Raw genomic sequence first — 26040 nt, 5'->3', positions numbered from 1 at the left:
GGGGAGGGGGCGCGACCACTTCGCCCAGCGGTTCGCCCGCCTCTACCGCGCGCAGCGCCGAACGCACCGTCAACGCCAGGGCCTCCGCGCCCACGGACCACGTCAGCGTCTCGGGTGTGCCCTCCACCCGCGCGGCCCGCACGAACAGGTGCCCCGTGCGCGGAGCCGCCACCGACACACGCAGCTCCACCCCCTCGCGCGTGAACCACAACACCGCGCGAGCGTCCTGGCGCAACGCCATCCGCTCCGCCTCACGCCACGCGCCGCCGGGACTCGCTTCCATGGCCGCGCCTGCATCCGCTTCCAGCACCACCGGCAGGTCGCTGCTCTGGCCCCGCACCCGCTCCAGCAGTGCGCGGTCCTCTGGCGACGCCACGCGCGCGACCGCCCGCCATGACCCTGCCGCCCACGCGGGTCCGCCGAGCGCCAGCACCAGGGCCAGTCCCATCACGCGCTGCCACGCCACGGCCTCCAACACGGACATGCAGTAAAACCTACCTTCCAGGGAATTCTTCTGGAAGCACCGCAACGTGTGGATCGCCTGTCACGCTCCGGAGGGGAGGGCGGAGGGCGGAGGCCCCCCGTGCCCGTCCTCCCGGACCCGGAGGGGGAGCAGGCGCGCGGCGGCGGGTGTCTGTGTTTGGGGCGGGGCCCTAGGAGAAGTGGACCTTGCTGGCCTGCCGGCTCAGGGCCAGTCCCTGGAGGATGAGGGGCTCCAGCGTGTCGAGGCTGGAGAGGATGGAGTCCCACTTCTCCCCGTCGAGCAGCTCCTCGTCCTCCATCGCGTCGCCCATCTGTTGCACGAGCATGTACAGCATCATCCAGAAGTCGGGCCTCGCGTTCTTGTCGAGCAGGTGCGGGACGAACATCTGGATGGCGCTGTAGATCTGCTGCTCCTCCTCGTCCTGCTGTTGGAGAGCGTGGTTCCCCTCAACGAGCCTCTGGAAGGCATCACTGCCCGCGTTGTTCGCGTCGAGTTCGTTTCCTTCATCCAGGAGCTCGCCCAGTTTCTCGAGGTCGCCGTCCGTGTCGCGGACGCGGTCGAGCCAGGCGACCACCGGGTGGTTGGGGATGGCGCGGAAGCTCCCTCCGAAGTCGACGGACTTGCCCGTCAGGCCGGTGACCCGGATGCCCGTGTCCTTCTGGTAGAGCGCCACCAGGTCCAGCCGCAGGCGGAGGGCGGGCGCCTCCTGGAGCTGCGGGGGCGTGACGCCGGACATGCACGTCAGGACGTGGATGCGCGCCACCGTCTCGGGCAGGCCCTCCTCTTCCAGCTTGAGGGCCAGATTCGGGGGCTGCTGGTCACCAATCTGGAAGTCATCCCCGTGCCCGACGAGGTACAGCGTGCCGCCCGCGAGCCGGCTCAGGGTCTGGTGCAGTCCCGGGGATTCCAGGGGGATGGGATGGACGGTGACCTGATTGCGTTTGAAGAGCTTCTGCGCCACCCGCGCCGCCCCATCCCTGACGGCCGGGTCGTAGGCGGAGAGGACCACGATGGCATAGGGGGGCGGGCTGCTCATGGGGCAGGCGCCCGCACGGGATGGGGGGACATGCGGCGTCGCTCCTTGGCTCACATGAGGAATGCCCCCGTCAGCCTGAACAAGAAACGGTAGAGTGGCAACATGTGGACTTCGACCTGGGTCATGGGGCCTGACGCACCATGAACCGCCTCCGGGAACTGCGCTCGGTCCTGAACCTCACCGTCCTCGTGGCGGGGCTCGGCTACTTCGTGGACCTCTTCGACATCACGCTCTTCGGCGTGGTGCGCGTCGCGTCGCTGAAGGACCTGGGCTTCACGGACCCCTCGGAAATCTTCCAGAAGGGGCTCTTCATCTACAACGCGCAGATGGCGGGGATGATGGTGGGCGGCCTCTTCTGGGGCCTGCTCGGGGACAAGCGGGGACGGCTGTCCGTGATGTTCGGCTCCATCCTCCTGTACTCGGCGGCGAACCTGCTCAACCCCTTCGTCTGGGACGTGAACAGCTACGCCGCCTGCCGCTTCCTCGGCGGCCTGGGGCTCGCGGGCGAGCTGGGCGCGGCCATCACGCTGGTCGCGGAGTCCCTGCCCAAGGAGAAGCGCGGCCTGGGCACCACCGTCGTCGCCACGCTGGGCATGCTGGGCATCGTCGTCGCGGCGCTCGTCGCGCAGCACCTGCACTGGAAGCTGGCCTACGTGACGGGCGGCGTGCTGGGCCTGCTGCTCCTCTTCGCTCGTTTCAAGGTGTCCGAGTCCGCCCTCTTCACCCAGAAGGCCGGCCCCTCGAAGGGGAACCCGCTCTTGCTCATCACGGGCGGCCGCTTCACCAGGTACCTGGGCTGCATCCTCGTGGGCGTGCCCATCTACTTCACCACCGGCATCCTCTTCGTCTTCGCCCCGGAGCTGACGGCGGGCCTCCACGTGCAGGGCACGGTGACGGCGGGCAACGCCATCCTCTTTGGCAGCGTGGGCCTGACGCTGGGGGACCTGTCGTCCGGCTTGCTGAGCCAGTGGCTCCAGAGCCGCAAGCGCGCAGTGGGCTTCAGCCTGATCGCCTGGTTCGGGCTGGTGCTCGTGTACGGGCTGGTGCCGGGCCTCACCCCGACGCTCATCTACGCGCTGACCTTCCTCATTGGCCTGAGCGTGGGCTACTGGGCGGTGCTCATCACCATGGCGGCCGAGCAGTTCGGCACCAACATCCGCGCCACCGTGGCGACGTCGGTGCCCAACTTCGTGCGCGGCTCCGCGGTGCTCGCCGCCACCGCCTTCGGCCAGCTCAAGGGAACCCTGGGCGTGGCGCACGCGGCGCTCGCCGTGGGCGCGGTGTGCTTCGTCCTCGCGCTCGTGGCCCTGTCCCGGCTGGCGGAGACCTTCCACCGCGACCTGGACTACGTGGAGTCCGTCAGCACCGCGAACGCGGACGCCCGAAGCACCGGCTCCGGAGCGTAGACGTCAGGCGGGCGGCGGCACCCGCAGCCGCCACGCCAGCACGCGGCCGTCCAGCCCCAGCACGAACACCAGCGGCCCGCGCACCACCGGCCGCGTGCGCAGCGGAGTGTCCGCCCGCACCGTGAACGCGGGCGTCCAGCCCGGCGCCTTGAGCGCGACCAGCCGCCCCTCGCGCCCGGACGTGGGCACCAGCAGCAGGTCCTCCAACCCCACCTGCACCCGGCCCACCAGCGGCGAGGGCAGCGCCACCCGCGCCACCTCCCGGCCCTCCGACGTGGACAGCCCCACCAGCGAAGACGGCCCCGCGCCCATCCACAGCGCGCCCAGCGCCCGCGCCGGCGGCCCCGTCACCCCGTCCGCGAAGCGCTGCTCCCAGCGCGTGCTCCCGTCCTTCACCGACAGCGCCAGCACCCGGCCCGGCCGCGTGGCCACGAAGACGGTGTCGCGCTCGGAATCCAGCCCCACCACGTCCGTCACCGGCTTCGACCAGCGCGGCTCACCGCTCTCCGCGTCCAGCGCCCACAGCCCGGACTCGAGCGGCACCACCAACACGCCCTCCAACACCACCGGCGCCGCCCGGAGCGCCGGGGCCACGGACACCTGCGGCTCCAAGGATTTCGCCGGAGCCTGCACCGCCCCCTTGGGCGCTGGCCGCTTCCAGCGCGCCTGCCCGGAGTCCACCGCCAGGGCATGCACCGCCCCGTCGGGCGCCACCAGGAAGACGGTGCGTCCCGCGTCGTCCACCACGGGCGGTGTCAGCACGGGGGGCTCGCCTCCCAGGCGCCAGCGCTCCTTGCCGTCCCCGAGCGACAGACAGGCCAGCTCTCCCACCACCGTCCCCACGATGACGCTGTCACCGGCCAGGGCGGGGGCCACGGCCACCTCGCGGCCCAGTCGGGAGGTCCACACCGGCTGGCCCTCGCGGTCCAGGCGCACCACCGCGCCCGCCTCGTTGCCCAGCAGCACCCCGTCCGGCAGGGCCGTCAGCCCCGTCCGGGAGGAGGCATCACTGGAGTACTGGAAGGCCGGTTCCACCGGCGCCCGCTGGCACGCCATGACGGCCAGCGTCAACAACGTCAGGCAGGGCACCAGGAGCAGGCGTGGACAGGCGCGGGACGGCATGGTTTGGGGGAGGATGACGCAAGCGAGGAACTTCGACCATGCCCACGATTCGTGAAGACGAAACCCCCAACGCCACCGGCATCCCTTCATCCGCCCGGCGCACGGACATCATCCCGCCCCCCACGCTGGCGGTGACGGAGGAGCTGCTCCACGCGCTCCCCAAGACGGACCTGCACTGCCACCTGGACGGGTCCATGCGGCTCAAGACCATCCTGGAGCTGGCGGAACAGCAGAAGATCAAGCTCATGGCGGACACCGAGGACGGCCTCGCCAAGGCCATCCACATGGGCCAGGTGTGCAAGAGCCTGGAGGAGTACCTCGTCGCGTTCGACGTGACGCTCTCCGTCCTGCAGACGGCGGAGTCCCTCTACCGCGCCGCCTACGAGCTGGCCGTGGACGCCGCCGCGGAGAACGTGCGCTGGCTGGAGGTGCGCTACTCGCCCGCGCTGCACCTGCAGAAGGGCCTGAAGATGACCACCGTCATCGACTCCGTGCTGGAGGGCCTGCGCGCCGCCAAGCGTGAGACGGGCATCAAGTGCGCCGTCATCGTCTGCGGCATCCGCCACATCAACCCGCAGACGTCCATGCGGCTGGCGGAGCTGTCCGTCGCGTACAAGAACCGCGGCGTCGTGGGCTTCGACCTGGCGGGCGCGGAGGCCAGCTTCCCCGCCAAGGACCACCTGGACGCCTTCCGCCTCATCCTCAAGAACAACGTCAACTGCACCGCGCACGCCGGTGAGGCCTACGGCCCGGAGTCCATCTCCCAGGCCATCCACTCGCTGGGCGCGCACCGCATCGGCCACGGCACCCGGCTGCGCGAGGACGGGGACCTGCTCAACTACGTCAACGACCACCGCATCCCCATGGAGGTCTGCCCGTCCTCCAACGTCCAGACGGGCGCGGTGTCCTCGCTGGAGTCCCACCCGCTCAAGTTCTATTTCGACTACGGCCTGCGGGTGACCATCAACACCGACAACCGCCTCATCACCGACACCACGGTGACGAAGGAGCTGTGGCTCGCGCACCGCGAGCTGGGCCTGTCGCTGGAGGACCTCACCACCGTCATCGTGTCCGGCTTCAAGAGCGCCTTCCTCCCGTTCCGGGAGAAGCAGGACATGCTGCGGCAGGTGAACCAGGAGATCGCCACCACGCTCGCCGCCTTCGAGAAGCGCCCCGTCGCGGCCATGCGCCAGCCGGCCTGAGCCCACGCCATGGACCAGACCCAGGACATTCCCCCGGCGCCGGACCTCGACCCCGCGCGCGCGAAGGCCGCCCAGGACCTGTCCGTCCCCGCCATCCTGATGATGGTGATGGGCGGCCTCTGGGTGCTGTACGCGCTCTACGGGATGCTGTCCTCGACGGGGACCGAGTCCCTGCGGACCGCCATCGAGACGGCGCTGGAGCAGTACCCGCCCGACCTCCGCGAGAAGGTGCGCGGCATGCTGGCCTTCCTGCTGACGCCCGCCTTCCGCATCCTCAGCGCGCTGCCCGGCGTCCTGCTCAACGCGGTGGTCGTCTCCGGCGGCTGGAGGATGAAGAACCTCCAGAGCTACGGCCTGGCGATGACGGCCGCCATCATCTGCTGCATCCCGTGCTGCGGCCCCCTGTGGGGACTGGGGCTCATCCCGGGCATCTGGTCGCTCGTCGTGCTCAACCGCCCGGAGGTGAAGGCGGCCTTCCGCTCGAAGTGAGCCAGGCCGGGCGCCCCGGGAGTGCTTCCGGGAGCGCCCGCCTTGGCTTCGCCGGTCAGGTGACCTTCATCCCCTTGGGGATGACGACGACGCCGCCGGACGTGACGTGGAAGCGGCGCTTGTCCTCCGCCGTGTCGTAGCCAATGGTCATCCCGGGCGGAATCTCCACGTTCTTGTCGATGATGGCCCGCTTGATGCGGCACCGCCGGCCGATGGTGACGTTCTCGAAGAGGATGGAGTCCTCCACCTCCGAATACGAGTTCACCCGCACCTTGGGCGACAGCACCGAGCGGTGCACGCTGCCACCGGAGATGATGCAGCCCTCCGCCACCAGCGAGTCCGTCGCCTTGCCCACGCGCTTGTTGTCCTGGTCCGCGAAGACGAACTTCGCCGGCGGGTAGTTGTTGGGCTGCGTGTGGATGGGCCAGCGGTCGTTGTACAGGTTGAAGGTCGGGTCCACCTCCACCAGGTCCATGTTGGACTGGTAGTACACGTCGATGTTCCCCACGTCCCGCCAGTAGCCGCGCTCCTTGTCCTCCTGGCCGGCCACCGTGTTCTGGGCGAAGTCGTACACGTACACGGGCTCGTGCTTGTACAGCTCGCTGATGATGGACTTGCCGAAGTCGTGCGCGCTCTTCTCATCCGCCGCGTCGCGCACCACCTGCTTCACCAGCGTGTCCGTGCTGAAGAGGTAGTTGCCCATGGACGCCAGGCACATCTTCGGGTTGCCCGGCATGGGCGGCGGGTCCTTGGGCTTCTCCAGGAACTGGAGCATCCGCCCGTCCGGCCCCACGTCGATGATGCCGAACTCGCGCCCCTGCTCGATGGGCACCGGAATCGCGGCCACCGTGCACGCGGCCTTCCGCTCGATGTGGAAGTCCAGCATCTTGCGGACGTCCATCCGGTACACGTGGTCCGCACCGAAGACGAAGATGTGGTCCGGCTCCTCGTCCGTGATGATGTTGAGGTTCTGGTAGATGGCGTCCGCGCTGCCCTTGTACCAGTCCAGGCCGGTGCGCATCTGCGCGGGCACCGCCTCCACGTAGTGGCCCAGGAACGCCGTCATGCGCCACGCGCGCGACAGGTGGTTGTTGAGCGAGTCGCTCTTGTACTGGGTCAGCACCTTCATCCGGTACACGCCGGAGTTGGCGAAGTTCGACAGGACGAAGTCGATGATGCGGTAGCGCCCGCCGAACGGCACCGCGGGCTTCGCGCGCTCACGGGTCAGGGGCTCCAGGCGCGTGCCCGCGCCTCCCGCCAGAATCATGGCCAGCAGCTTTGACATAGGTACCGGCCACGTTAGCCCCAGGCCGCCTCCTCACAATCCCCGTACGAGCCGTGCAACGCCTTCCGTTGAGTGCCCAACCGGGCCGGGAGGATGGGAGGAAAGCGACCTCCCGTTTTCGCGGGATGTAGGAGGAGGGGCGCAACCCCGTGCGTCCTCCCGGCTTGCGTGGCTTCCCCGGACCTTGCGTGCTAGCGTGGCCAGGCGATGTCTGGCGACCAAACGCGAGTCACCAAGATCTCCAGCCTCACCCCGGGACCCGAGCGCGGCACCGAGTGCTGCCTCGTGCAGATCCACGGCCCTGAGCTGGGCAAGAAGTACGTGCTGGAAGAGACCGAGTTCACCATCGGTCGCGACCAGCACAACCACATCGTGGTGGACCTGGACAACGTGTCCCGCCGCCACGCACGCATCTGGGGACGTCAGGGGAAGATGTTCGTGGAGGACCTCCAGTCCACCAACGGCACCTACCTCAACGACCGGGAAGTGCTCCAGGCGCAGCCCCTGCGCAGCGGGGACCTGGTGAAGGTGGGAGGCTCCATCTTCAAGTTCCTCGATGGCGACAACATCGAGACCCAGTACCACGAGACCATCTACACGCTGACCATCGCGGACGGTCTCACGGGCATCAACAACAAGCGCTACTTCCTGGAGTACCTGGAGCGGGAGATGGGCCGCTCGCACCGGTACCAGCGCACGCTGTCGTTGATGATGTTCGACATCGACCACTTCAAGCAGATCAACGACGTGCACGGCCACCTGGCCGGCGACCACGTGCTGCGCGAAATGGCCCAGTCCATCAAGCGGCTGGTGCGCCGCGAGCAGTGCTTCGCGCGCTACGGCGGTGAGGAGTTCGCCGTCGTCATGCCGGAGGACGGGCCGGACAAGGCGCGCCTGTTCGCGGAGAAGATCCGCAAGCTGGTGGAGGACAAGCGCTTCGTCTTCGAGGACAAGGACATCCCGGTCACCATCTCCATCGGCGTGGCGGAAGTCGCCTCGGAGATGTCGGAGCCGTCCCAGTTCATCAAGGTGGCGGACGCGAACCTCTACAAGGCCAAGAAGACGGGCCGCAACCGCGTGGTGGGCTGAAGGCCATGGCGGACGAAGGCAGCGGCCCGTCCTTCCTGGCCCGGCTCGTCCTCGTCCTCCTGGGGGTCGCCTTCCTGGGCGCCGCCTGGGTGTGGCATCGCAAGGACACCGACCCGAACGCCGCCCGGCTCGTGGAGCGCGTGAGCGGCGGCCGGGTGCACGGCGGCGCGGCGAATCCGTAGGACCCGCCGCGCAACCTTTCACCCGCCTCAGGTGCCTTCGCGCGTCTCGGCCAGCCGGCCGCGGGTGCCGGGCAGGTTTCCGGGCGGCATCTTCCCGTAGAGGTACTGCACGGTATCGAGCAGCGTCTCGTGGACGTCGCGCGCCTTGAAGCCCAGCTCTCGCTCGGCCTTGGCGGGCTCCAGGTAGAAGAAGTGCTCACCAATCTCGACCTCCTGCGGGTCGAGCTTGGACGTGGTGCCGCGCAGCTTCGCGAACTGCTCCAGCAGCTTGCCGCCCCAGATGTTCAGCTCGCGCGGCAGCTTCATGCGCGGGGCGGGCACGCCGGTGAGGCGCTGGAGCCGGTCGAAGAAGTCCGTCATGGCCATGTTCACGCCCATCAGGTGGCGGCCGTACACCTCGCCCCGGGTGAGCGCCTGCACGAAGGCGTCCGCCGCGTCGCGCGCGTCCACGAAGGAGATGCCGCCGCCGGGCATGGCCGGAATCTCCCGGTTGAGGAACTTCACCACCGTCCAGGTGGACGACAGCCGGTCATCCCCGGGACCCATCAGCAGGCTGGGGTTGAGCACCACCAGCGGGACGGAGTGCTTGCGGCAGTACTCCAGCGCCAGCTTCTCCTCGTAGATCTTCGACAGGTAGTAGGGCCAGTTGGCGACGGTGGTGATGGGGTAGTCGTCGTCCTCCGTGCCCACGCGGTCGTCCTTCGACACCGCGATGGTGCCGGAGGTGGAGCCCAGGATGACGCGCTGGATGCCCGCTTCGCGCACGTCGCGCAGCAGCTCGCGCGTGCAGTCCACGTGCAGCTCGTACATCCGCCGCGCGTCCTTGCTCTGGAAGGAGACGAGCCCCGCCAGGTGGTAGACGGCGTCCACGCCCTCCAGCGCGCGGCGCACGGCGTCGCGGTCCTTGAGGTCGCCCTGGTGCACTTCCGTCTTCGCGAACGCGGGGCCTGACGGCTTCGAGCGCGCGATGAGGCGCACGTCGTGGCCGGCTTCCACCAGCCTGGGCACCAGGTGCGTGCCCAGGAACCCCGTGCCTCCGGTGACGAGCAGCTTCACGCGTCCTTCCCTTCCGGCAGGGCCCGGGCGGGCGGGGTGAAGTCCCGGTCCGCGCCCACCTGCTCCAGGTCCAGCACCTTGCCCGCCCTCAGCGCGCGCACCGCTTCCTCCGCGATGTGCGTCACGTAGCGGTAGCCCTCCGAGCGCGCCATGCCCTGCACCCGGGCCTTCAGCGACGCGTGCTCCAGCGCCGGGCCCACGTGCACCTCCAGCTCCTTCGTCTTCGGGAACATGGAGCCCTTGGGCAGCGCTTCGTACGCGCCGTGGATGTACAGCGGCAGCACGTCCACCCCGTAGGTGAGCGACAGGTAGCCCAGCGTCGGCTTGAACTCCATCAGCTCGCCCGTCTTGGAGCGCGTGCCCTCCGGGAAGATGAGGACGTTGAAGCCCTGCCGCAGCGCCTCGCCCGCCACGCGCAGCGACTCACGCAGCGAACCCTGCCGGTCGATGGGGATGAGGTGGGTGAAGTTCTCGAACCACGCGCGCTTGAGCGGCGTGTCGAAGAAGTAGTCGCGCGCGGCCAGCGACACCATGCGCTCGCCCTGGTCGCCCAGCACCACGCGCACCAGCCCCGCGTCCAGGTGGCTGGCGTGGTTGGCGATGACGAGGAAGTTGCGGTTCTGCGGGATGAACGTCTTGCCCGTCACCTTCACGTCGAAGACGCCGCCGTAGAGCACCTTCTGCCCGAAGGACAAGAGCTGCCGGCCCAGCGCGGACACGGACTCCGGCACCGGAATCTCCGCCTCCTCCGCGCGCTCGGCCTCCTTCTTGATGTCGCGCGCGCGCGTCTCCTGCGACGGCCGGCGTCCGGACGCCACCACCAGCTTGCGCAGGTCCTCCACCGTCTGCACCTGCGTCAGGTCTTCAATGGCGGGCAGCGGCACGCCCGCGCCCTCCAGCGCCACGGACATCTCCGTGAGCATCAGCGAGTCGAAGCCCAGGTCGCCAATGAGCTGCGCGTCCGGCCGCACGTCCGACACCGGGCGGTGGCACACCTCCGCGATGAGCGGGTGCAGCCAGTCCGACACGCCGCCCGTGGGCGCCGCCGCCTGCGCCTTCTCCTTCACGCGGCCCGCGGTGGCGGCCACGCGGTCCAGCCGCTGCAGCTCCTCCACCACGCGCTTGCGCTTCACCTTGCGCGTGGACGTGCGCGGCAGCTCGCCGTCCCAGAAGCGCAGCACCTTCACGCGCCGGTAGAAGGGCATGCCCGCGCTCACCTTGCGGAAGTGCTCCTCCAACTCGTGGCGCACCTCTTCACGCGGGCGGTCCTTGAAGTCCGGCACGCAGAGGCACGCCACCTTCTCGCCGCCCGCGTCCTCCGGCAGGCCGACGATGGACAGCTCCTTGATGTGCGGGTGCTCCTGGTACAGCTCCTCCAGCTCGTCCGGGTAGACGTTCTTGCCGTTGGCGTCGACGATGACGTCCTTGGCGCGGCCCATGAGGTACAGGCGGCCCTCGTCGTCCATGCGGCCCAGGTCGCCGGTGTGCAGCCAGCCCTCCTTCACCACGGCCTCGGTGGCCTCGCGGTCCCCGAAGTAGCCCGCCATCACGTTCGGGCCCTTGGCCAGCACCTCGCCAATGCCGTCGTTGTCCGGGCTCGAAATCTTGAACTCGATGCCCGGCAGCGCCTTGCCCACCGTGCCCTTCACGCGCTTGTTGGTGGCCTCGGACACCGCCAGCACCGGCGCGGCCTCCGTCAGGCCGTAGCCCTCGCGCATGGTGAAGCCCAGCTCGTGGAAGGCCTGGTGCACTTCCTCGGACAGCGCGGAGCCGCCCGACACCAGCACCTTCACCCGCCCGCCGAACTTGCGGTGCACCGGCCAGAACAAGAGCTTGCCCAGGTTGAGCGAGCTGCGGTTGCGCAGCTCCCCGTTGGCCGCCATCAGCGCCTTGAGCGCCTGCTCCACCAGCGGCGGGCGCGCGGCCATCTCCTGCGTGATTTTCCGGTGCAGCAGCTGCCAGAGCGCGGGCACGCCAATCATCGCCGTCACGCGGCCCGTCTCGAAGACGTCGCCCAGCCGGTCCGACGTGAGCTCGTCGATGTACGTGATTTCCGCGCCGCGCATGAACGGCGTGAGGAAGCCGGCGGAGAACTCGAACGTGTGGTGCAGGGGCAGCACGGACAGCACGCCGTCGCCCACGCCCACGTCGAACGCGCCCGCGAGCTTCGCCACCAGCGCCGCGAAGTTGCGGTGCGTGAGCATCACGCCCTTGGGCGTGCCGGTGGTGCCGGAGGTGAAGATGACGCTCGCCACGTCGTCGGCGGCGGCGGACTTGCGCACCGGCCCGATGCGGTCCGGGAACGCCGGGTCACCCGTCATGGCCTCCGCGAGGCTCGCCACGCCCACGCCCTCACCCAGCGCGGCGAAGAGGCCGGGGAAGTCCTCCGCGGCCTGCTCGGACACGAGGCACTGCTTCGCGGCCGCGCGCTTCGCGATGTTGACGACCTCCGCCTCCGTGAGCGCGGGGTCCACGGGGACGGCGGTGCCACCGGCGCGCAGGATGCCGAAGTAGCTGATGGCCCACTCGGGCCGGTTCTCCGACACCAGCAGCACGCGGTCGCCGCGCTTGATGCCGTGGGCGATGAGGTAGCTGCCCACGCGGGCCGCGTAGCGGTGCACCTCGCCAAAGGTGAAGCGCTCCTCCTTCTCGCCCGCGGCCATGCGGAACGCCACCCGGTGGCGGTACGCGTGCACGGTGGCCTCGAACAGCTCCAAGAGGTCGCGGTGCGCGGGGATGGCGGTGCGCTTCTCGCGCTCCTCGTCCAGGCCCGGGAACACCCACTTCTCCAGGCCGGGCAGGTGCGTGCCCAGGAAGTACTCGCGCCAGTCGATGCGGTCCGGCGCCCAGTCAATCTTCGCGCGGTCCGCCGGCACCATGCGCTCGTAGACGGAGCGCGTGTTGTCGCAGCGGAAGACGTAGCGGTTCTCCCAGAGGAAGGGGAGGAACAGCTCGATGAGGCCGGAGAGGCTGCCCGCCTGGGACTCCACCTCGTCCAGCGCGAGGCGGGCCTTGTCCATCATCGCCTGCACGCGCGGCGCGCCCCACGCGGGCCGCACCTCGTCCATGGCCTTCTTGAGCAGCTTCGCGCCCTTCACCAGCATGGGCGCGCTGAGCAGCTGGAACTCCTGCTTGCTCACCGGCTGCGGCTCGATTCGCGAGCGCAGCGCGTTGACCAGCGAGTTGCCCGTCTCGCGGTTGCGGTAGAAGCGGCGGCGGTACAGGCCCACCAGCTCCACGGAGCGGCTGGCGAGGAACGGGTTCACGTCACCGGAAGCCAGGTGGTAGACGCGGCGCTCCTCCACCTGCATCGCGTGCGCGGTGATGCCCAGCGTGGCGCCGGCCACCTGGTCCACCGGGATGATGTCCAGGATGGCGTGGTCGCCCGCGGGGATGCCGCGCTGGCCCTTGATGCCCGCGTACGCCAGCGGCGCGGACGTGGTGAAGCCCTCGTTCCAGCCGGGGAACGGGAAGTGCGCCGCGCTCTCCACGATGGAGGGCCGCACGATGGAGTAGCGAAGCCCCGGCGTCCCGGCCATCACCTGTTCGCCCAGGTGCTTGGTGTACGTGTACGTGTTGGGCCAGCCCCAGTGCTGCGCGCGCTCCATGCCCGCGCGGACCAGCTCGCCGGACAGCCACAGCTTTCGCTCGCGGCCCACGGCCAGGCGCAGCGTCTTCTCGTCGGTGGCGTCGCGGCCTTCCTCCTCCAGGCGGTCCAGCGCCTTCTGCCGGAAGAGGGAGGTGAGCGCCTTGTCATCCGCCTGGTCGCGCAGGCGGGCCACGGTCTTCTCCGCGTCCGCCAGCTCCTGCTCCAGGCTGAAGTCGCGCCCGTCCAGCTCCTCCTGCTTGGGGAAGTAGCCCAGCACCTGCTCGTCCTCGAAGACGAGCCCGCTGCGGTTGCCCGCGACGAAGGCGGTGGACATGTGGATGAGCGGCACGCTCCAGCGCAGCGCCAGCGCCACCGCGTTCTTCACGCCGTGGGTGTTGACGTTGAGGCCGACCTCCAGCGACGGGTTGAAGGAGACGAGGCCCGCGCAGTTGACGATGGCGTGCACCTGCCCGGTGAGGGCCGTGACCTGCGCCTCCTCCAGGCCCACCCAGGGGTCGGTGATGTCGCCGTCCAGGACGGTGCACTTCGCCTTCAGGTACTCCATGGCGCCGTCGTCGCCCAGGCGGTCGCGCAGCGGCTGGAAGGGCTCGCTGGGCGCCACCTTGTCGAAGAAGCGGCGCTCCGCGGACGCGGCGCTGCCCTTGCGCACGACGACGTAGACCCGGTCCAGCACGTCGCCGTAGTGGGCCAGCAGCATCGACAGCGTCACCTTGCCCACGAAGCCGGTGGTGCCGACGAAGACGATGCGCTTGCCGGTGAAGACCTCGGTGACGTTCAGCTGGGGAGGCGTGGCCATGTCCGTGTGCGACCCTTTCACTTCACGTCCACCATCACCGTGGGCGCGATGCGCAGCAGGCTGATGGACGCGGAGCGCCCCATGAAGCCGCGCGCCTCTTCAATCGCCTCGGAGAGGGTGTCGGTGCGGTCCCAGCCGAGCAGGGCCGGGACGTGGTTGTTCTCCGCGCCCGCGACAATGACCTTGCCCACGTGCTGGCGGCCATTCTCGCCCCAGTACCACATGTAGAAGGGGTGCACGCCGTGGTAGGCGTTGCCCTTCCTGTACAGGTGCACGTAGCTGGGGTTCTCCGCGAACTCCTTCTCGTACTTGTGCTCCAGCTTCATGGAGTCCCGCGTCTCCGGCAGCAGCCGGTGGAAGAACTCGATGTAGCTGGGGTGCTGCACGGGGTCGAACTCGTCGTAGGCCGGGTGCAGGAGGATGAGCACGCCCCCCTTCTTCACCAGCGGCACACCCCGGTTGAGGTTGTAGAAGTAGCCCAACCCCATCACCTGCACGAGCAGCGGGTTGAGGATGGAGTTGACGCTGTACGGGCTGACGAACGGGATGGGGAAGATGACGATGTCGCTCTGTCCCTCCACCGGCACCACGTACTGCTTCCAGCTCTGCTCCAGCGTCTTCGCGTGCGTGGGCTCCGTGGCCCCCGCGAACACGCCCGTCACGTCATAGGGCGCGGGGATGGCGTTGAGCACCTTGCGCGCCGCGGCGCGGGGCAGCTTGGACAGCGTGAAGCGCAGGGCCTGGAACTTCAGCCGGTCCGCCTCCGTGTAGTCCTCTTCCTTCTTCGCGAGGAAGTCCGTGGGCGCGCCGAACATGCGGTTGTTCAGCGTGGTCTCGATGTGGAAGACCTTCAGCGTGTTGTCGATGACCGTGCCGATGCGCGAGTTCTTCGTGTAGAGCGCGCTCGCCTTCGGCTCCATGTAGCTGTCGGATTCGCGGATGGTCTTCGGGTTGTGGTGGTGCCGCAGCGACGCGTAGTTCGTCACGCCCGTGCCCATGGACTTGTGCCCGCCGTTCATGGGCACGAAGTTGATGTTCACGTAGACGATGAGGTCGCTCTCCGCGACGCGCCGGTTCACCGCCACCACTTCGTTGTGGCTGGTGCGCTCCAGCTCCGTCATCCCGTCGGGGTCTTCCGCGTCGTGGTTGTAGTAGCGGTCCGGGTAGTAGGCGTCGAAGATCTTCTCGCCCACCATGCGCTTCATCTCACCTTCCGTCATCCGGCGGTGGAGCGCGTTGGCGATGACCAGGTGCACGTCATCCACGCCTGAATCCGCGCACAGCTCCAGCACCACCTCCAGGATGGACTGGCGCACGTCCGGCGTGACCATGGGCGGCAGCGGTACGCTGATGTCGTCGATGACGCACGTCAGCCGCATGCCGGGGCGCAGGAGCGCGTGCAGCGGGTCCATGCCCTCCGGGTGGTTGATGGCCCAGCGGATGGCGGCCTTCACGTTGGGCACGCCCTCCAGCGGGGGGCGGGGGAAGATGACCCGGGTGCCCACGGGCAGGTCTTCCTGGAGGAAGCCCTCACCGTAGAAGAGCGCCCGCGGGGGGCTGCCCTTCTCCGTGATGACCACCTGGCTTTCCTCGTCGTACAGCTTCTGGAGCGTCTTGAGCGGGCGCATGGGTAGAGGGACGGCGGAAGGGGTGGGGGGTTACTTCAGGTCCAGGATGGGCCAGTTGTACGCGCGCGCGAGCGAGCGCAGCCGCAGGTCCGGGTTCACCGCGGTGGGCCGTCCCACCACGGCGAGCATGGCGTAGTCGGAGGCGCTGTCCGAGTAGCCGTGACACTGGTTGAGGGCCAGGCCCTCGCGCTCACAGTAGGCGCGGATGGCGTTGGCCTTGTTGGCGCCTTCGATGATGGGCGGAATCACCTTGCCGGTGGCCTTGCCGCCCACGAACTGCATCTTGTTGGCGATGACGTCGTCGCAGCCCAGGTGCCGGGCCAGCGGGCGCATGGTGAAGTCCAGCGCACCGGTGACCAGCACGATGCGGCAGCCGGCACGACGCGCCTCGTCGATGAGGTCCTGCGTCTGTTCGTACAGCGCGGGCTTGAGGACGTCCTCGAACATGTCCTCCGCGATGGTGACCAGCCGGTCCTCGCTGAGGCCCGAGTAGTAGCGGTAGAAGAACTCGTTGAAGGCCTTGCGGTTGACGGCATCCAGGATGCCGAACACCGGCAGCCCCAGGGCGGTGCCCAGGGTGCGGCCCGCGATGCCCCGGAGCGAGCCCCGGTTCGTCGCGTAGTAGGCGTAGACGTGGACGATGTTCGTCCGGACCAGCGTCCCGTCGACGTCGAAGAAGGCGGCTTTGGCGGGCACTTTGGGGGGCATGGGCGGTCGGGCTTCCTCCCATCCTGGGGGGGGTCCGGTCAACGAAAGCGGAAGGGCCAGCGTGGGCCGCCAGCCCTTTGGGCGCATGGGGCTATAACCAGCCCTGCGCGCGATACCATTCACCACTGCGAGTGATGGACTCCGCCAGCCCACGGCGCGGCCGGAAGCCCAGCAGGCGTTCAGCCTTGGCCCCCGAGCACGTCCAGGCCGGCGCCAGGAGCTGCCGCGCCAGCTTCCGGTTCAGGGGGAGCTTCCGGCCGGTCAGCTGCGTCACGCCGTCCGCCGCCGTGGCCAGGGCCGTCAAAACCGCCGGGGAGAGGCGCCAGGTGCGCGTCCGGAAGCCCAGCGCCTTCGCCCCCAGGTCCTGCATCTCCTCCAGGGTCAGCCGCTCCGGGCCCGCGCAGAAGAACGCCTCGCCCAGGGCCTCCGGCTTCTGGGCCAGGACCAACAGGAGGTCCACCACGTCCTCCACGTCCACCAGGGACAGGGGACGGGGGCCGCCGGTCAGCTCCAGCCGGATGCCCTTCTTGCCCAGCTTGAAGAACGTCAGGTTTTCCCGGTCTCCGGGCCCCAGGATGCGCGGCGGGCGGATCACCGTCACGGGCAGCCGGTCCTGGAAGGAGAACGCGATGCGCTCCCCCTCCGCCTTGCTCTCGCCGTACCACTCATGCGGATGGAAGGCGTCCTCCTCCACATGGGGCCGCTCCGGGGTGGAGGGGCCGTGGGACGCCAATGAGCCGCACATCACCAATCTGGGACGCGGGGTGGGGAGCGCCGCCAGGGCCTCGCAGACAAGGCGGGTGCCCTCCGCGTTGACGCGCATGAACTCGTCGCGCTGCGCCGCGCGGCGGATGCCGGCCAGGTGGAAGACGACGTCCACGCCCTGCACCGCGTCCTTCAGTGAGGCGGGGTCCGTCACGTCGCCCACCCGCCGCGTCCAGGGGTGGCCCTCCAGGGCCTTCTCCAGCTCGCGGGTGTCCGTGGTGGGGCGCAACAGGCATGAAACACGGTCCCCGCGAGCGGCCAGCGCCCGCGCGAGCCAGGTCCCCAGGAAGCCGCCGGCGCCAGTGATGAGGGCATTCATGGGCGCTGTTTCATCCGAAAAGCCACATCCCGTCCACCGCCGAAATGGGCACGCTCCTCCTAGAGGAGGAGCGTGCTCCCGGCGCCGACTTTCCGCCTCCGGACGCGTTGAAAGGCACAATCCCCGAGGGAAAACGGCCTCCGGAGCCGGTTTCTGGCGCTCCGGACGCGCCGCCGGACTTCCGTTACCGAGGGAAGAATGCGCTGCGGGGCCGAGTTCTAGCCTCCGAAGCCATCGCTTAGAGGAGCCCCAGAGGGAAAAAGCGCGCGATGGACGCTGTTTTTCGCTCTAGGCCGTGCTACTACGCGCCATCGGCTCTAGCTTGAAGTTGCAAGCACGCCGTGCAACGTCCCCTTCGGAGGGGAGGAGACACAAGACGAATGGCCGCCAAGAAAGCCGCTGCGAAGAAGACCGCTGCTCCCGCCGCCAAGAAGGCCCCTGCCGCGAAGAAGGCCGCGGGCCGCAAGCCGAACGCCGCGTTCATGAAGGAGATGACGCCTTCCACCGAGCTGGCGGCGATCGTCGGTAACAAGCCGCTGCCCCGCACCGCGGTGGTCAGCAAGATCTGGGACTACATCAAGAAGAACAACCTCCAGGACGCGAAGAACAAGCGCCAGATCAACGCCGACGACAAGCTGAAGCCCATCTTCGGCGGCAAGAAGAACGTCACCATGTTCGAGATGACCGCGCTGGTGAACAAGCACCTGAGCTGAACGGTGCCGGGCCCGTCGGGGCCGTCGCCGGTCGCCCGAAGGACCCTGGGGGCTCGTCACGCATCGCGCGGGACGGGCCCTCCGCTTTTTCCCCTCTGACAGGCGCCCGTCCGGAGCGTTGAAAAGGGGGCGAAGGCGCATCTGCCCGCTGGCGGACGCGCCGCGTCGGACCTACCTCTGGGGGCCATGTTCCACGACGGTTCCGAGGCAGGGGAGCGCTCCGCGCGGCAGGCGGACGCGGAGGGTACGCACACGACGGTGGAAGCCCAGGCGGAAGGCCTGTTCGAGCAGGTCCGACGCGAGCTGCAGTCGCGCCGCGTCACGCCGCTGTCCACCTACCGGATGCAGCTGCACAAGGACTTCACCTTCCAACAGGCGAAGGCGCTGGTGCCGTACCTGGCCCGGCTGGGCGTGAGCGACTTCTACGCGTCGCCCTACCTCAAGGCCACGCCCGGCAGCACCCACGGCTACGACTGCGTGGACCACCAACGGCTCAACCCGGAGGTGGGCGCGGCGGAGGACCACGCGGCGCTCTGTGACGCCCTGCGCGAGCACGGCCTGGGGCAGGTGCTGGACGTGGTGCCCAACCACATGGGCATCGAGCGCGACAACCGGCTGTGGCTGGACGTGCTGGAGAACGGCCCGTCGTCCGTCTACGCGAAGTTCTTCGACGTGGACTGGCGGCCGGTGAAGGACGAGCTGGCGGACAAGGTGCTGCTGCCCATCCTGGGAGACCAGTACGGCATCGTGCTGGAGCGCGGCGAGCTGAAGCTGTCCTATGAGTCCGGCGCCTTCTACCTGCACTACTACGACCACCGCCTGCCGATGGCGCCGCGTCAGTACGCGAACATCCTCAAGCACGGCCTGGAGCGGCTGGAGAAGCAGCTGGGCGCGGAGTCGCCGCACCTGGTGGAGCTGCTCTCCATCCTGACCGCGTTGGAGCACCTGCCGCTGCGCACGGAGGTGAACCCGGCGAAGGTGACTGAGCGGCACCGCGAGAAGGAGGTCATCAAGCGGCGGCTCGGCGCGGTGGTGGCGGACAGCGCGGAGCTGGCGGCGTACGTGGAGGAGAACGTCCGGGTGTTCAACGGCACCCCCGGCAACGTGCGCTCCTTCGACATGCTGGATGGGCTGCTGCAGGGGTGCAGCTACCGGCTGGCGCACTGGCGCGTGGCGGGCGAGGAGATCAACTACCGCCGCTTCTTCGACATCAACGGCCTGGCGGCCATCCGCGTGGAGGACCCGGACGTCTTCCAGGAAGCGCACCAGCTCATCTTCGACTGGCTGCGCGACGAGCGCGTCACGGGCCTCCGCATCGACCATCCGGACGGCCTCTTCGACCCCACCGCCTACTTCCTGGACCTGCAGGAGCGCTTCTTCGTGGAGCGCGCGCGGGCCCGGTTCGACGCGCGGAAGAAGGAGGGGAGCCCCGGCGGCTCGGAAGGCCGCTGGCCGGAGGTGGAGTCCCTGCTGCGCGCGAAGTGGCGGCGCGAGGTGATGGACACGCCGGACAGCCCGCTGCGCAAGGCGCTCTTCGTGGCGGTGGAGAAGATTCAAGGTGGCCGTGAGCGCATCCCGGACGCGTGGGCGGTGCACGGCACCACCGGCTACCGCTTCGCCAACGCGGTGAGCGGCCTGTTCGTGCACCCGGCCGCGGAGGCGCACCTGACGGAGACGTACGAGCGCTTCGCGGGCGGCACGCAGGACTTCGCGGAGCTCGTGTACCAGAAGAAGCTGCTCATCATGCGTGTGAGCATGGCCAGCGAAATCAACGTGCTGGCGCACGAGCTCAACCGCATCTCGGAGATGAACCGCCGCACGCGCGACTTCACGCTCAACAGCCTGCGGCGCGCGCTGGTGGAGTTCATCGCGCTGTTCCCCGTCTACCGCACCTACGTGGACGGCTGGCGCGCGGAGCTGGACGTGCGCGACGTGCAGTACATCGAGTGGACCCTCCAGCGCGCCAAGGAGCGCAACCCCACCACCAACGCGTCCATCTTCGACTTCCTGCGCGACATCCTCCTGGGCCGCTACCCGGAGCACGTGGGGGATGAAGAGAAGGCGGTGATGCTGCGCTTCGCGATGAAGCTCCAGCAGGTGACGGGCCCGGTCATGGCCAAGGGCCTGGAGGACACCACCTTCTACATCTACAACCGGCTGGTGAGCCTCAACGAGGTGGGCGGCGAGCCGGAGCACTTCGGCATGCGCGCCACCACCTTCCACCTGCGCAACCAGGAGCGCGCGGAGCACTGGCCGGCGAGCATGCTCACGTCCAGCACCCACGACACCAAGCGCAGCGAGGACGTGCGCGCGCGCATCAACGTGCTCACGGAGCTGCCGGAGGTCTGGCGCGAGCGGGCGCGCGCCTGGGCGGACCTCACGCAGCCCTTCGTCAGCCACCTGCCTTCCGGCCCCGCGCCGTCGTCCAACGACGTCTACCTCTTCCTCCAGACGGTGGTGGGCGCGTGGCCCATGGGCGAGCACGTGCCCGAGGCCGAGTTCAAGGAGTTCCACCGCCGCGTGCGCGAGTACATGGGCAAGGCCATCAAGGAGGCCAAGGTCCGCACGTCGTGGACCAACCCGGACGGCGCCTATGACGACGCGATGGCGCGCTTCGTGGACGCGTGCTTCGACCCGGCGAAGGCCCAGGCCTTCCTGGATGACGTGAAGGCCTTCAAGCGCCGCATCGAGCGCGCGGGCCAGCACAACGCGCTGGGGCAGCTGCTCCTGAAGCTGGCCTCGCCCGGCGTGGTGGACACGTACCAGGGCTGCGAGCTGTGGGACCTGTCGCTGGTGGATCCAGACAACCGCCGTCCGGTGGACTACGGCCTGCGCGAGCGGTGGCTCACGGCGCTGGACGAGGCGGCGGCGAAGGACCGGCCGGCCCTGTGCGCGCGGCTGTCGCAGGACTTCGACGACGGCCAGGTGAAGCTCTTCCTCACGGCGGAGGCGCTGCGGCTGCGCCAGAAGTACGCGGACCTGTTCCGCATGGGCGGCTACGAGGCGCTGGAGCTGTCCGGGCCGCGCTCGCCCGCGGCGGTCGGCTTCGCGCGCACGCACGGTGACAGCGTACTCATTGCCTGCGCGCCGCGTTACACCCTGGAGGCGCTGGAGTCCGGGGGCCTGGGCCCGGCGTATGACGGTACGTTCCTGAACCTTCCGGAGGCATATGCGGGCATGATGTTCCGCAATGTCTTCACCGGGCGTTCCGTCCGTCCCCAGCAGGGGCCGGGAGGCGTGGGGCTGGCCTTGGGGCCGCTCCTCGCGGAGTTCCCGGTGGTGCTGCTGGAGAGGAGCACTGGATGAGAAGGGCCGAGGTGCTTCCAGGGAAGCCGTTTCCCCTGGGCGCCACGTACGACGGGAACGGCGTGAACTTCGCCGTTTTCAGTGAGCACGCGAAGAAGGTGGAGGTCTGTCTCTTCGACCCCGCCGACCCGAAGAAGGAAACGCGCCGCTTCCCGTTGCTGGAGAGCACGAACCACGTCTGGCACGGGTACATGCCGGGCGTGCACGCGGGCTGCCTGTACGGCCTGCGGGTTCACGGGCCGTATGAACCCAAGAAGGGCCTGCGCTTCAACCCGCACAAGCTGCTGGTGGACCCCTACGCCAAGGCGCTGCACGGCAAGGTGGACCCCAAGGCGCCCATCCACGCGTACGTGCACGGGGGCAAGGAGGAGGACCTCGTCATGGACACGCAGGACGACGCCTGGGGCGTGCCCAAGGCGGTCATCCTGTCGGACGGGTTCGACTGGGAGGGGGACAGGCCGCCAGAGGTCCCCTGGCACAAGACGGTCCTCTACGAAGTGCACGTGAAGGGCTTCACCAAGCTCCACCCGCGCGTGCCGGAGCACCTGCGCGGCACGTACGCGGGCCTGGCGCACCCGGCCACCCTCGAGCACCTGAAGAAGGTGGGCGTGACGTCCGTGGAGCTGTTGCCCATCCACGCCTTCATGGACGAGCCGTTCCTCACCCAGAAGGGGCGCTCCAACTACTGGGGCTACAACTCGCTGGGCTTCTTCGCACCGGACGCGCGCTACTGCGCGTCGGGCTCGCTGGGCGAGCAGGTGGCGGAGTTCAAGGGGATGGTGAAGCTGCTGCACCGCGCGGGCATCGAGGTCATCCTCGACGTGGTCTACAACCACACCTGCGAGGGCAACCACCTGGGGCCCACGCTGTCCTTCAAGGGGCTGGACGCCGGCGCGTACTACCGGCTCAGTGAGAAGGACCCGCGCTACTTCATGGACTTCACCGGGTGCGGCAACTCGTGGAACGCCACGCACCCGTACGCGCTGAAGCTCATCGCGGACTCGCTGCGCTACTGGGTGGAAGTGATGCACGTGGACGGCTTCCGCTTCGACCTGGCGACGACGCTGGGACGGGACCGGCACGGCTACGACACCCGCGCGGCCTTCTTTCAAATCCTCCACCAGGACCCCGTCCTGAGCCGCGTGAAGCTCATCGCGGAGCCGTGGGACGTGGGGGACTACGGCTACCAGGTGGGCAACTTCCCGGTGCTGTGGAGCGAGTGGAACGGCAAGTACCGCGACACCATGCGCCGCTACTGGAAGGGCGATGACCGGCAGGCGGCGGAGATCGGCTCGCGGCTCACCGGCAGCTCGGACCTGTTCGCGCTGTCCGGCCGCAAGCCCACGGCGAGCGTGAACTTCGTCACCGCGCACGACGGCTTCACGCTGCACGACCTGGTGACGTACAGCCAGAAGCACAACGAGGCCAACGGCGAGGAGAACCGCGACGGCGCCAATGACAACCACGCCTGGAACTGCGGCGTGGAGGGGGAGACGAACGACCCCAAGGTGAACGCGCTGCGCGAACAGCAGAAGCGCAACTTCCTGGCGTCGCTCTTCCTGTCGCAGGGCGTGCCCATGCTGGTGGCGGGCGACGAGATGGGCCGCACCCAGAAGGGCAACAACAACGCCTACTGCCAGGACAACGAGCTGTCCTGGGTGAACTGGGAGCTCAACGAGAAGCAGCGCCAGCTGTTGGACTTCACCTCGCGCATCATCAAGCTGCGCCGCGAGCAGCCGGTGCTGTCCAAGCGCCGCTTCTTCCGCGGGGCCCACATCTGGGACAGCGAGCTGAAGGACCTGGCGTGGTTCCGGCCGGACGGCAAGGAGATGAAGCGCGAGGACTGGGAGAAGCCCTATGTGCGCTCCCTGGCCTTCCTGCTGGGCGGGGATGCCATCGCCACGCCGGACGACGAGGGCCACCGCATCGTGGGGGACACCTTGCTGGTGCTGCTCAACGCGCACCACGAACCCATCACCTTCCTGCTGCCCGCGCTGGAGTGGGGCGCGGACTGGGAGCTGGTGGTGGACACGGCGGCCACGGGGGAATCCCTGCGCACGCACACCCCGGCGGGCGGCAAGGTGCAGGCGGTGGGACGTTCCGTGGTGGTCTTGCGGCGGCCGGCGACGGAATGGGAGTAGCCGCCGGGGCCGTCCCGGAGTAGGCAGCGGGCGTGATGACCGAAACCCTCTGGCCCTGGGTGGGCTTCAACGTCTTCGTCCTGGCGATGTTGGCCCTGGACCTGGGGCTGTTCCACCGCAAGGAGCACGCGGTGTCGCCGAAGGAGGCGACGCTGTGGACGCTCGTGTGGGTGAGCATCAGCCTCGCGTTCTGCGGAGGCGTCTTCCACTACGGCGGCCGGGCCCCGGCGCTGGAGTGGCTGACGGCGTACGTCGTGGAGTACGCGCTGTCGGTCGACAACCTCTTCGTCTTCCTGATGGTGTTCGGCTACTTCCGGGTGCCGCCGCAGCACCAGCACCGGGTGCTCTTCTGGGGCATCCTGGGCGCGTTCGTGATGCGCGCGGTGCTCATCGTCGCGGGCACGGCGCTGGTGGCCCGCTTCAACTGGCTCATCTTCCTGTTCGGCGCGTTCCTCGTCTACACGGCCTCCAAGATGCTGTGGGCCAAGGACGACGATGACGTGGACCCGGAAGCGGGCTTCATCGTGAGGATGTCCCGGCGCCTGCTGCCGGTGGCCCGCCAGGGCGAGGGCAGCCGCTTCTTCGTCCACGAGGACGGACGGCGCAAGGTGACGCCGCTGTTCATCGTGCTGATGGTGGTGGAGGCCACGGACCTGCTCTTCGCCATGGACTCCATCCCGGCGGTCCTGGGCATCAGCAAGGACCCCTTCATCATCTACACGTCCAACGTCTGCGCCATCCTGGGCCTGCGCTCGCTGTTCTTCGTCGTCTCCAGCCTGATGGAGAAGTTCCACCTGCTGAAGGCCGCGCTGGGCGTCATCCTGGCCTTCGTGGGCGTGAAGATGCTCATCGAGCACTGGTACAAGATCCCCATCGGCATCTCGCTGGCCGTGATTGCCGCGTGCCTGTTGGTGGCCATCCTGGCGTCGCTGGTGTTCCCCAAGCCTCCGGAGGCGGAGAAGCCCTCCGCGGTGGCGGACGCGGACAAGGCGCCGGAGCCGCCTGCCCGGGAGCAGGAGCGCGGCTGACGGGCTGGGGGCCCTGCGTTTCCCTTGCATCGGGCGGGAGTCGCTGCCAAGTCTCCGGCCATGTCCACCGCCACCACCGATGGCATCCGCGTCACCGTGGAGCCGACCTTCTGGCCGGAGCGCAGCACCCCTGAGTCCGGGCAGTTCGCCTTCATGTACAAGGTGGAGCTGTTCAACGAGGGCAAGGTGCCGGCGCAGCTGCGCTCGCGGCATTGGATCATCACCGACGCCCAGGGCCACGTGGACGAGGTGAAGGGCGAGGGCGTGGTCGGCCGTCAGCCGCACCTCAAGCCGGGCGAGCGTTTCGAGTACACGAGCTGGGCGATGCTGCGCACGCCGTTCGGCACCATGCGCGGCACGTATGAGATGGAGCGTCCGGACGGCACGCGCTTCGAGGCGCGCATCGCCGAGTTCGCGCTCACGCTGCCCCACGCACTGCACTGAAGGCTCCGGGGGGACATCGCGCATGCCTGTGCCGACCACGAAGCGGGGACTGCTGCTCGTCAACCTGGGGACGCCGGACGCGCCCGAGTCCGGCCCGGTGCGCCGCTACCTGCGCGAGTTCCTCAACGACCCGCGCGTCATCGACGTCCACCCGGTGGGGCGTTGGTTCCTCCTGAACCTCTTCATCCTGCCCTTCCGCCCCGCCAAGAGCGCGGAGGCGTACCGCAAGGTGTGGACGAAGGAGGGCTCGCCGCTGCTCGTGTACAGCCGCGCGCTGGAGGCGAAGGTCGCGGAGCAGCTGCGGGACGACTACGAGGTGGAGCTCGCCATGCGCTACGGCAACCCGTCGCTGCCGGACGCCATCGCGCGGCTGAAGGCGAAGGGCGTGTCGGAGTTCACGGTGCTGCCGCTGTATCCGCATGAGGCGGCGTCGTCCTCGGCGTCGTCGCTGGCGCGCACGTATGAAGTGCTGGCGGAGGGCTGGGACGTCCCCAACGTGCGCGCGGTGCCGGCCTTCTGGGACGACGCGGGCTTCCTGGACGCGTTCGCGGCGGTGGCGCGGCCGGTGATTGCCGACACGCGCGCGGACCACGTGCTGTTCAGCTTCCACGGGCTGCCGGAGCGCCACATGCGCAAGAGCGACCCGACGGGGCAGCACTGCCTGTCGTCCGCGGGGTGCTGCGACGCCATCACGGCCGAGAACCGGCACTGCTACCGCGCGCAGTGCTTCGCGACGGCGCGGATGCTGGCCCAGCGGCTGTCGCTGCCGGAGGGCGGCTACACGGTGTCCTTCCAGTCGCGGCTGGGGCGCACGCCGTGGGTGAAGCCCTACACGGACCTGGTGCTGCCGGAGCTGGCGGCGAAGGGCGTGAAGCGGCTGGCGGTGATGTGCCCGGCCTTCGTGGCGGACTGCCTGGAGACGCTGGAGGAGATTGGCCTCCGCGCGAAGGAGCAGTTCGTGGAGGCGGGCGGCGAGTCGCTGACGCTGGTGCCGTCCCTCAACGCCCACCCGGAGTGGGTGGACGCCGTGGTGCGGATGGTGCGCGCTTCGGACGGCCCGTCCGCTACGGCGCGGGCGGGGTCGCGGTAGGCGCGGGCGTCGCCGGAGCCTGGGGCGCCGCCGCCGGAGCCTGGGGGGCGCTGACGGGCGTGAGGCGGGCCGAGTAGGTGCCCGCGGGCAGGCGCACGGCGGGCTGGGCGGGGCCGTTGAGGGCGGTGGACAGGGTGCCCT

At 69.1% G+C, this 26040-nt stretch carries 19 protein-coding genes and 1 pseudogene; 11 read left to right on the top strand and 9 right to left on the bottom strand.

The window, feature by feature from the left end; genetic code table 11:
• Together D7X32_RS28970 and D7X32_RS28965 are read right to left on the bottom strand one after the other, a co-directional pair.
• Nucleotides 1–484 (bottom strand): annotated as a pseudogene (locus D7X32_RS28970) (hypothetical protein); the annotation flags it as partial.
• 169 nt (nucleotides 485–653) lie between these two features.
• A complete protein-coding gene (locus tag D7X32_RS28965) occupies nucleotides 654–1520 on the bottom strand; it encodes a hypothetical protein (RefSeq protein ID WP_120605800.1) in 867 nt (288 codons plus the stop codon).
• A 140-nt stretch (nucleotides 1521–1660) separates the two neighbouring features.
• Here D7X32_RS28965 and D7X32_RS28960 point away from each other — a divergent pair, with 140 nt between their 5' ends.
• A complete protein-coding gene (locus D7X32_RS28960) occupies nucleotides 1661–2926 on the top strand; it encodes an MFS transporter (RefSeq protein ID WP_120605799.1) in 1266 nt (421 codons plus the stop codon).
• A 3-nt stretch (nucleotides 2927–2929) separates the two neighbouring features.
• Here the strand turns inward: D7X32_RS28960 and D7X32_RS28955 are convergent, their stop codons facing one another.
• Nucleotides 2930–3997: an outer membrane protein assembly factor BamB family protein gene (locus D7X32_RS28955; RefSeq protein ID WP_244239241.1), complete on the bottom strand. Its 1068-nt coding sequence runs from the start codon at nucleotides 3995–3997 to the stop codon at nucleotides 2930–2932.
• Nucleotides 3998–4086: 89 nt separating this feature from the next.
• Between D7X32_RS28955 and add the strand changes: the two genes are divergently transcribed.
• Nucleotides 4087–5250: an adenosine deaminase gene (gene add, locus D7X32_RS28950; protein WP_120605797.1), complete on the top strand. Its 1164-nt coding sequence runs from the start codon at nucleotides 4087–4089 to the stop codon at nucleotides 5248–5250.
• 9 nt (nucleotides 5251–5259) lie between these two features.
• The gene (locus tag D7X32_RS28945; RefSeq protein ID WP_120605796.1) at nucleotides 5260–5739 is read left to right on the top strand and encodes a hypothetical protein; all 480 of its coding nucleotides are present in this window, start codon (nucleotides 5260–5262) and stop codon (nucleotides 5737–5739) included.
• Nucleotides 5740–5794: 55 nt separating this feature from the next.
• Here D7X32_RS28945 and glgC read toward each other — a convergent pair whose 3' ends face one another.
• On the bottom strand, nucleotides 5795–7024 hold the full coding sequence (glgC, locus tag D7X32_RS28940) for a glucose-1-phosphate adenylyltransferase (RefSeq protein WP_120605795.1): 1230 nt from the start codon (nucleotides 7022–7024) through the stop codon (nucleotides 5795–5797).
• Between the two features lie 207 nt (nucleotides 7025–7231).
• Here glgC and D7X32_RS28935 point away from each other — a divergent pair, with 207 nt between their 5' ends.
• Both D7X32_RS28935 and D7X32_RS28930 read left to right on the top strand, forming a co-directional pair.
• Entirely contained in the window at nucleotides 7232–8113 is an 882-nt protein-coding gene (locus tag D7X32_RS28935; protein ID WP_120605794.1) for a GGDEF domain-containing protein, read from the top strand.
• A 5-nt stretch (nucleotides 8114–8118) separates the two neighbouring features.
• Nucleotides 8119–8295: a hypothetical protein gene (locus tag D7X32_RS28930; protein WP_244239240.1), complete on the top strand. Its 177-nt coding sequence runs from the start codon at nucleotides 8119–8121 to the stop codon at nucleotides 8293–8295.
• 27 nt (nucleotides 8296–8322) lie between these two features.
• Here D7X32_RS28930 and D7X32_RS28925 read toward each other — a convergent pair whose 3' ends face one another.
• From D7X32_RS28925 to D7X32_RS28905, 5 genes are all read right to left on the bottom strand, one after another.
• Complete coding sequence (locus tag D7X32_RS28925) at nucleotides 8323–9351, bottom strand: NAD-dependent epimerase/dehydratase family protein (RefSeq protein WP_120605792.1); 1029 nt, start codon at nucleotides 9349–9351, stop codon at nucleotides 8323–8325.
• Complete coding sequence (locus tag D7X32_RS28920) at nucleotides 9348–13757, bottom strand: AMP-binding protein (protein WP_120605791.1); 4410 nt, start codon at nucleotides 13755–13757, stop codon at nucleotides 9348–9350. The genes D7X32_RS28925 and D7X32_RS28920 overlap by 4 nt, the downstream gene beginning before the upstream one ends.
• Nucleotides 13758–13774: 17 nt before the next feature.
• The gene (gene larAH / locus D7X32_RS28915) at nucleotides 13775–15385 is read right to left on the bottom strand and encodes an NPN-dependent hydroxyacid isomerase, LarAH14/15/16 family (RefSeq protein ID WP_120605790.1); all 1611 of its coding nucleotides are present in this window, start codon (nucleotides 15383–15385) and stop codon (nucleotides 13775–13777) included.
• A gap of 30 nt (nucleotides 15386–15415) precedes the next feature.
• Nucleotides 15416–16081 carry an HAD family hydrolase gene (locus D7X32_RS28910; protein WP_120527701.1) on the bottom strand — a complete coding sequence of 222 codons (666 nt, stop codon included), beginning with the start codon at nucleotides 16079–16081 and terminating at the stop codon, nucleotides 15416–15418.
• 103 nt (nucleotides 16082–16184) lie between these two features.
• Nucleotides 16185–17177: an NAD-dependent epimerase/dehydratase family protein gene (locus D7X32_RS28905; protein WP_120605789.1), complete on the bottom strand. Its 993-nt coding sequence runs from the start codon at nucleotides 17175–17177 to the stop codon at nucleotides 16185–16187.
• Nucleotides 17178–17557: 380 nt separating this feature from the next.
• Between D7X32_RS28905 and D7X32_RS28900 the strand changes: the two genes are divergently transcribed.
• The 6 genes from D7X32_RS28900 to hemH all read left to right on the top strand — a co-directional run bounded on the left by D7X32_RS28900 (nucleotide 17558) and on the right by hemH (nucleotide 25899).
• Nucleotides 17558–17890 (top strand): SWIB/MDM2 domain-containing protein, encoded by a 333-nt coding sequence (locus D7X32_RS28900; RefSeq protein ID WP_120527703.1) that lies wholly within the window; start codon nucleotides 17558–17560, stop codon nucleotides 17888–17890.
• A gap of 186 nt (nucleotides 17891–18076) precedes the next feature.
• Entirely contained in the window at nucleotides 18077–21196 is a 3120-nt protein-coding gene (gene treY / locus D7X32_RS28895; protein WP_244239239.1) for a malto-oligosyltrehalose synthase, read from the top strand.
• Nucleotides 21193–23337, top strand: coding sequence for a glycogen debranching protein GlgX (gene glgX / locus D7X32_RS28890; RefSeq protein ID WP_120605788.1), 2145 nt, complete (start codon nucleotides 21193–21195; stop codon nucleotides 23335–23337). Before treY ends, glgX begins: the two co-directional genes overlap by 4 nt.
• Nucleotides 23338–23372: 35 nt before the next feature.
• On the top strand, nucleotides 23373–24365 hold the full coding sequence (locus D7X32_RS28885; protein ID WP_120605787.1) for a TerC family protein: 993 nt from the start codon (nucleotides 23373–23375) through the stop codon (nucleotides 24363–24365).
• 60 nt (nucleotides 24366–24425) lie between these two features.
• Nucleotides 24426–24809 carry a Co2+/Mg2+ efflux facilitator ApaG/CorD gene (gene apaG, locus D7X32_RS28880; RefSeq protein ID WP_120605786.1) on the top strand — a complete coding sequence of 128 codons (384 nt, stop codon included), beginning with the start codon at nucleotides 24426–24428 and terminating at the stop codon, nucleotides 24807–24809.
• A 22-nt stretch (nucleotides 24810–24831) separates the two neighbouring features.
• A complete protein-coding gene (hemH, locus tag D7X32_RS28875; RefSeq protein WP_120605785.1) occupies nucleotides 24832–25899 on the top strand; it encodes a ferrochelatase in 1068 nt (355 codons plus the stop codon).
• Nucleotides 25900–26040: the final 141 nt, after the last annotated feature.

The sequence above is a fragment of the Corallococcus carmarthensis genome (assembly GCF_003611695.1).
In the GTDB taxonomy this organism is placed as follows: domain Bacteria; phylum Myxococcota; class Myxococcia; order Myxococcales; family Myxococcaceae; genus Corallococcus; species Corallococcus carmarthensis.
The sequence above is the reverse complement of the archived record's forward strand: the minus strand, read 5'-3'. Positions and strand labels throughout refer to the sequence as shown.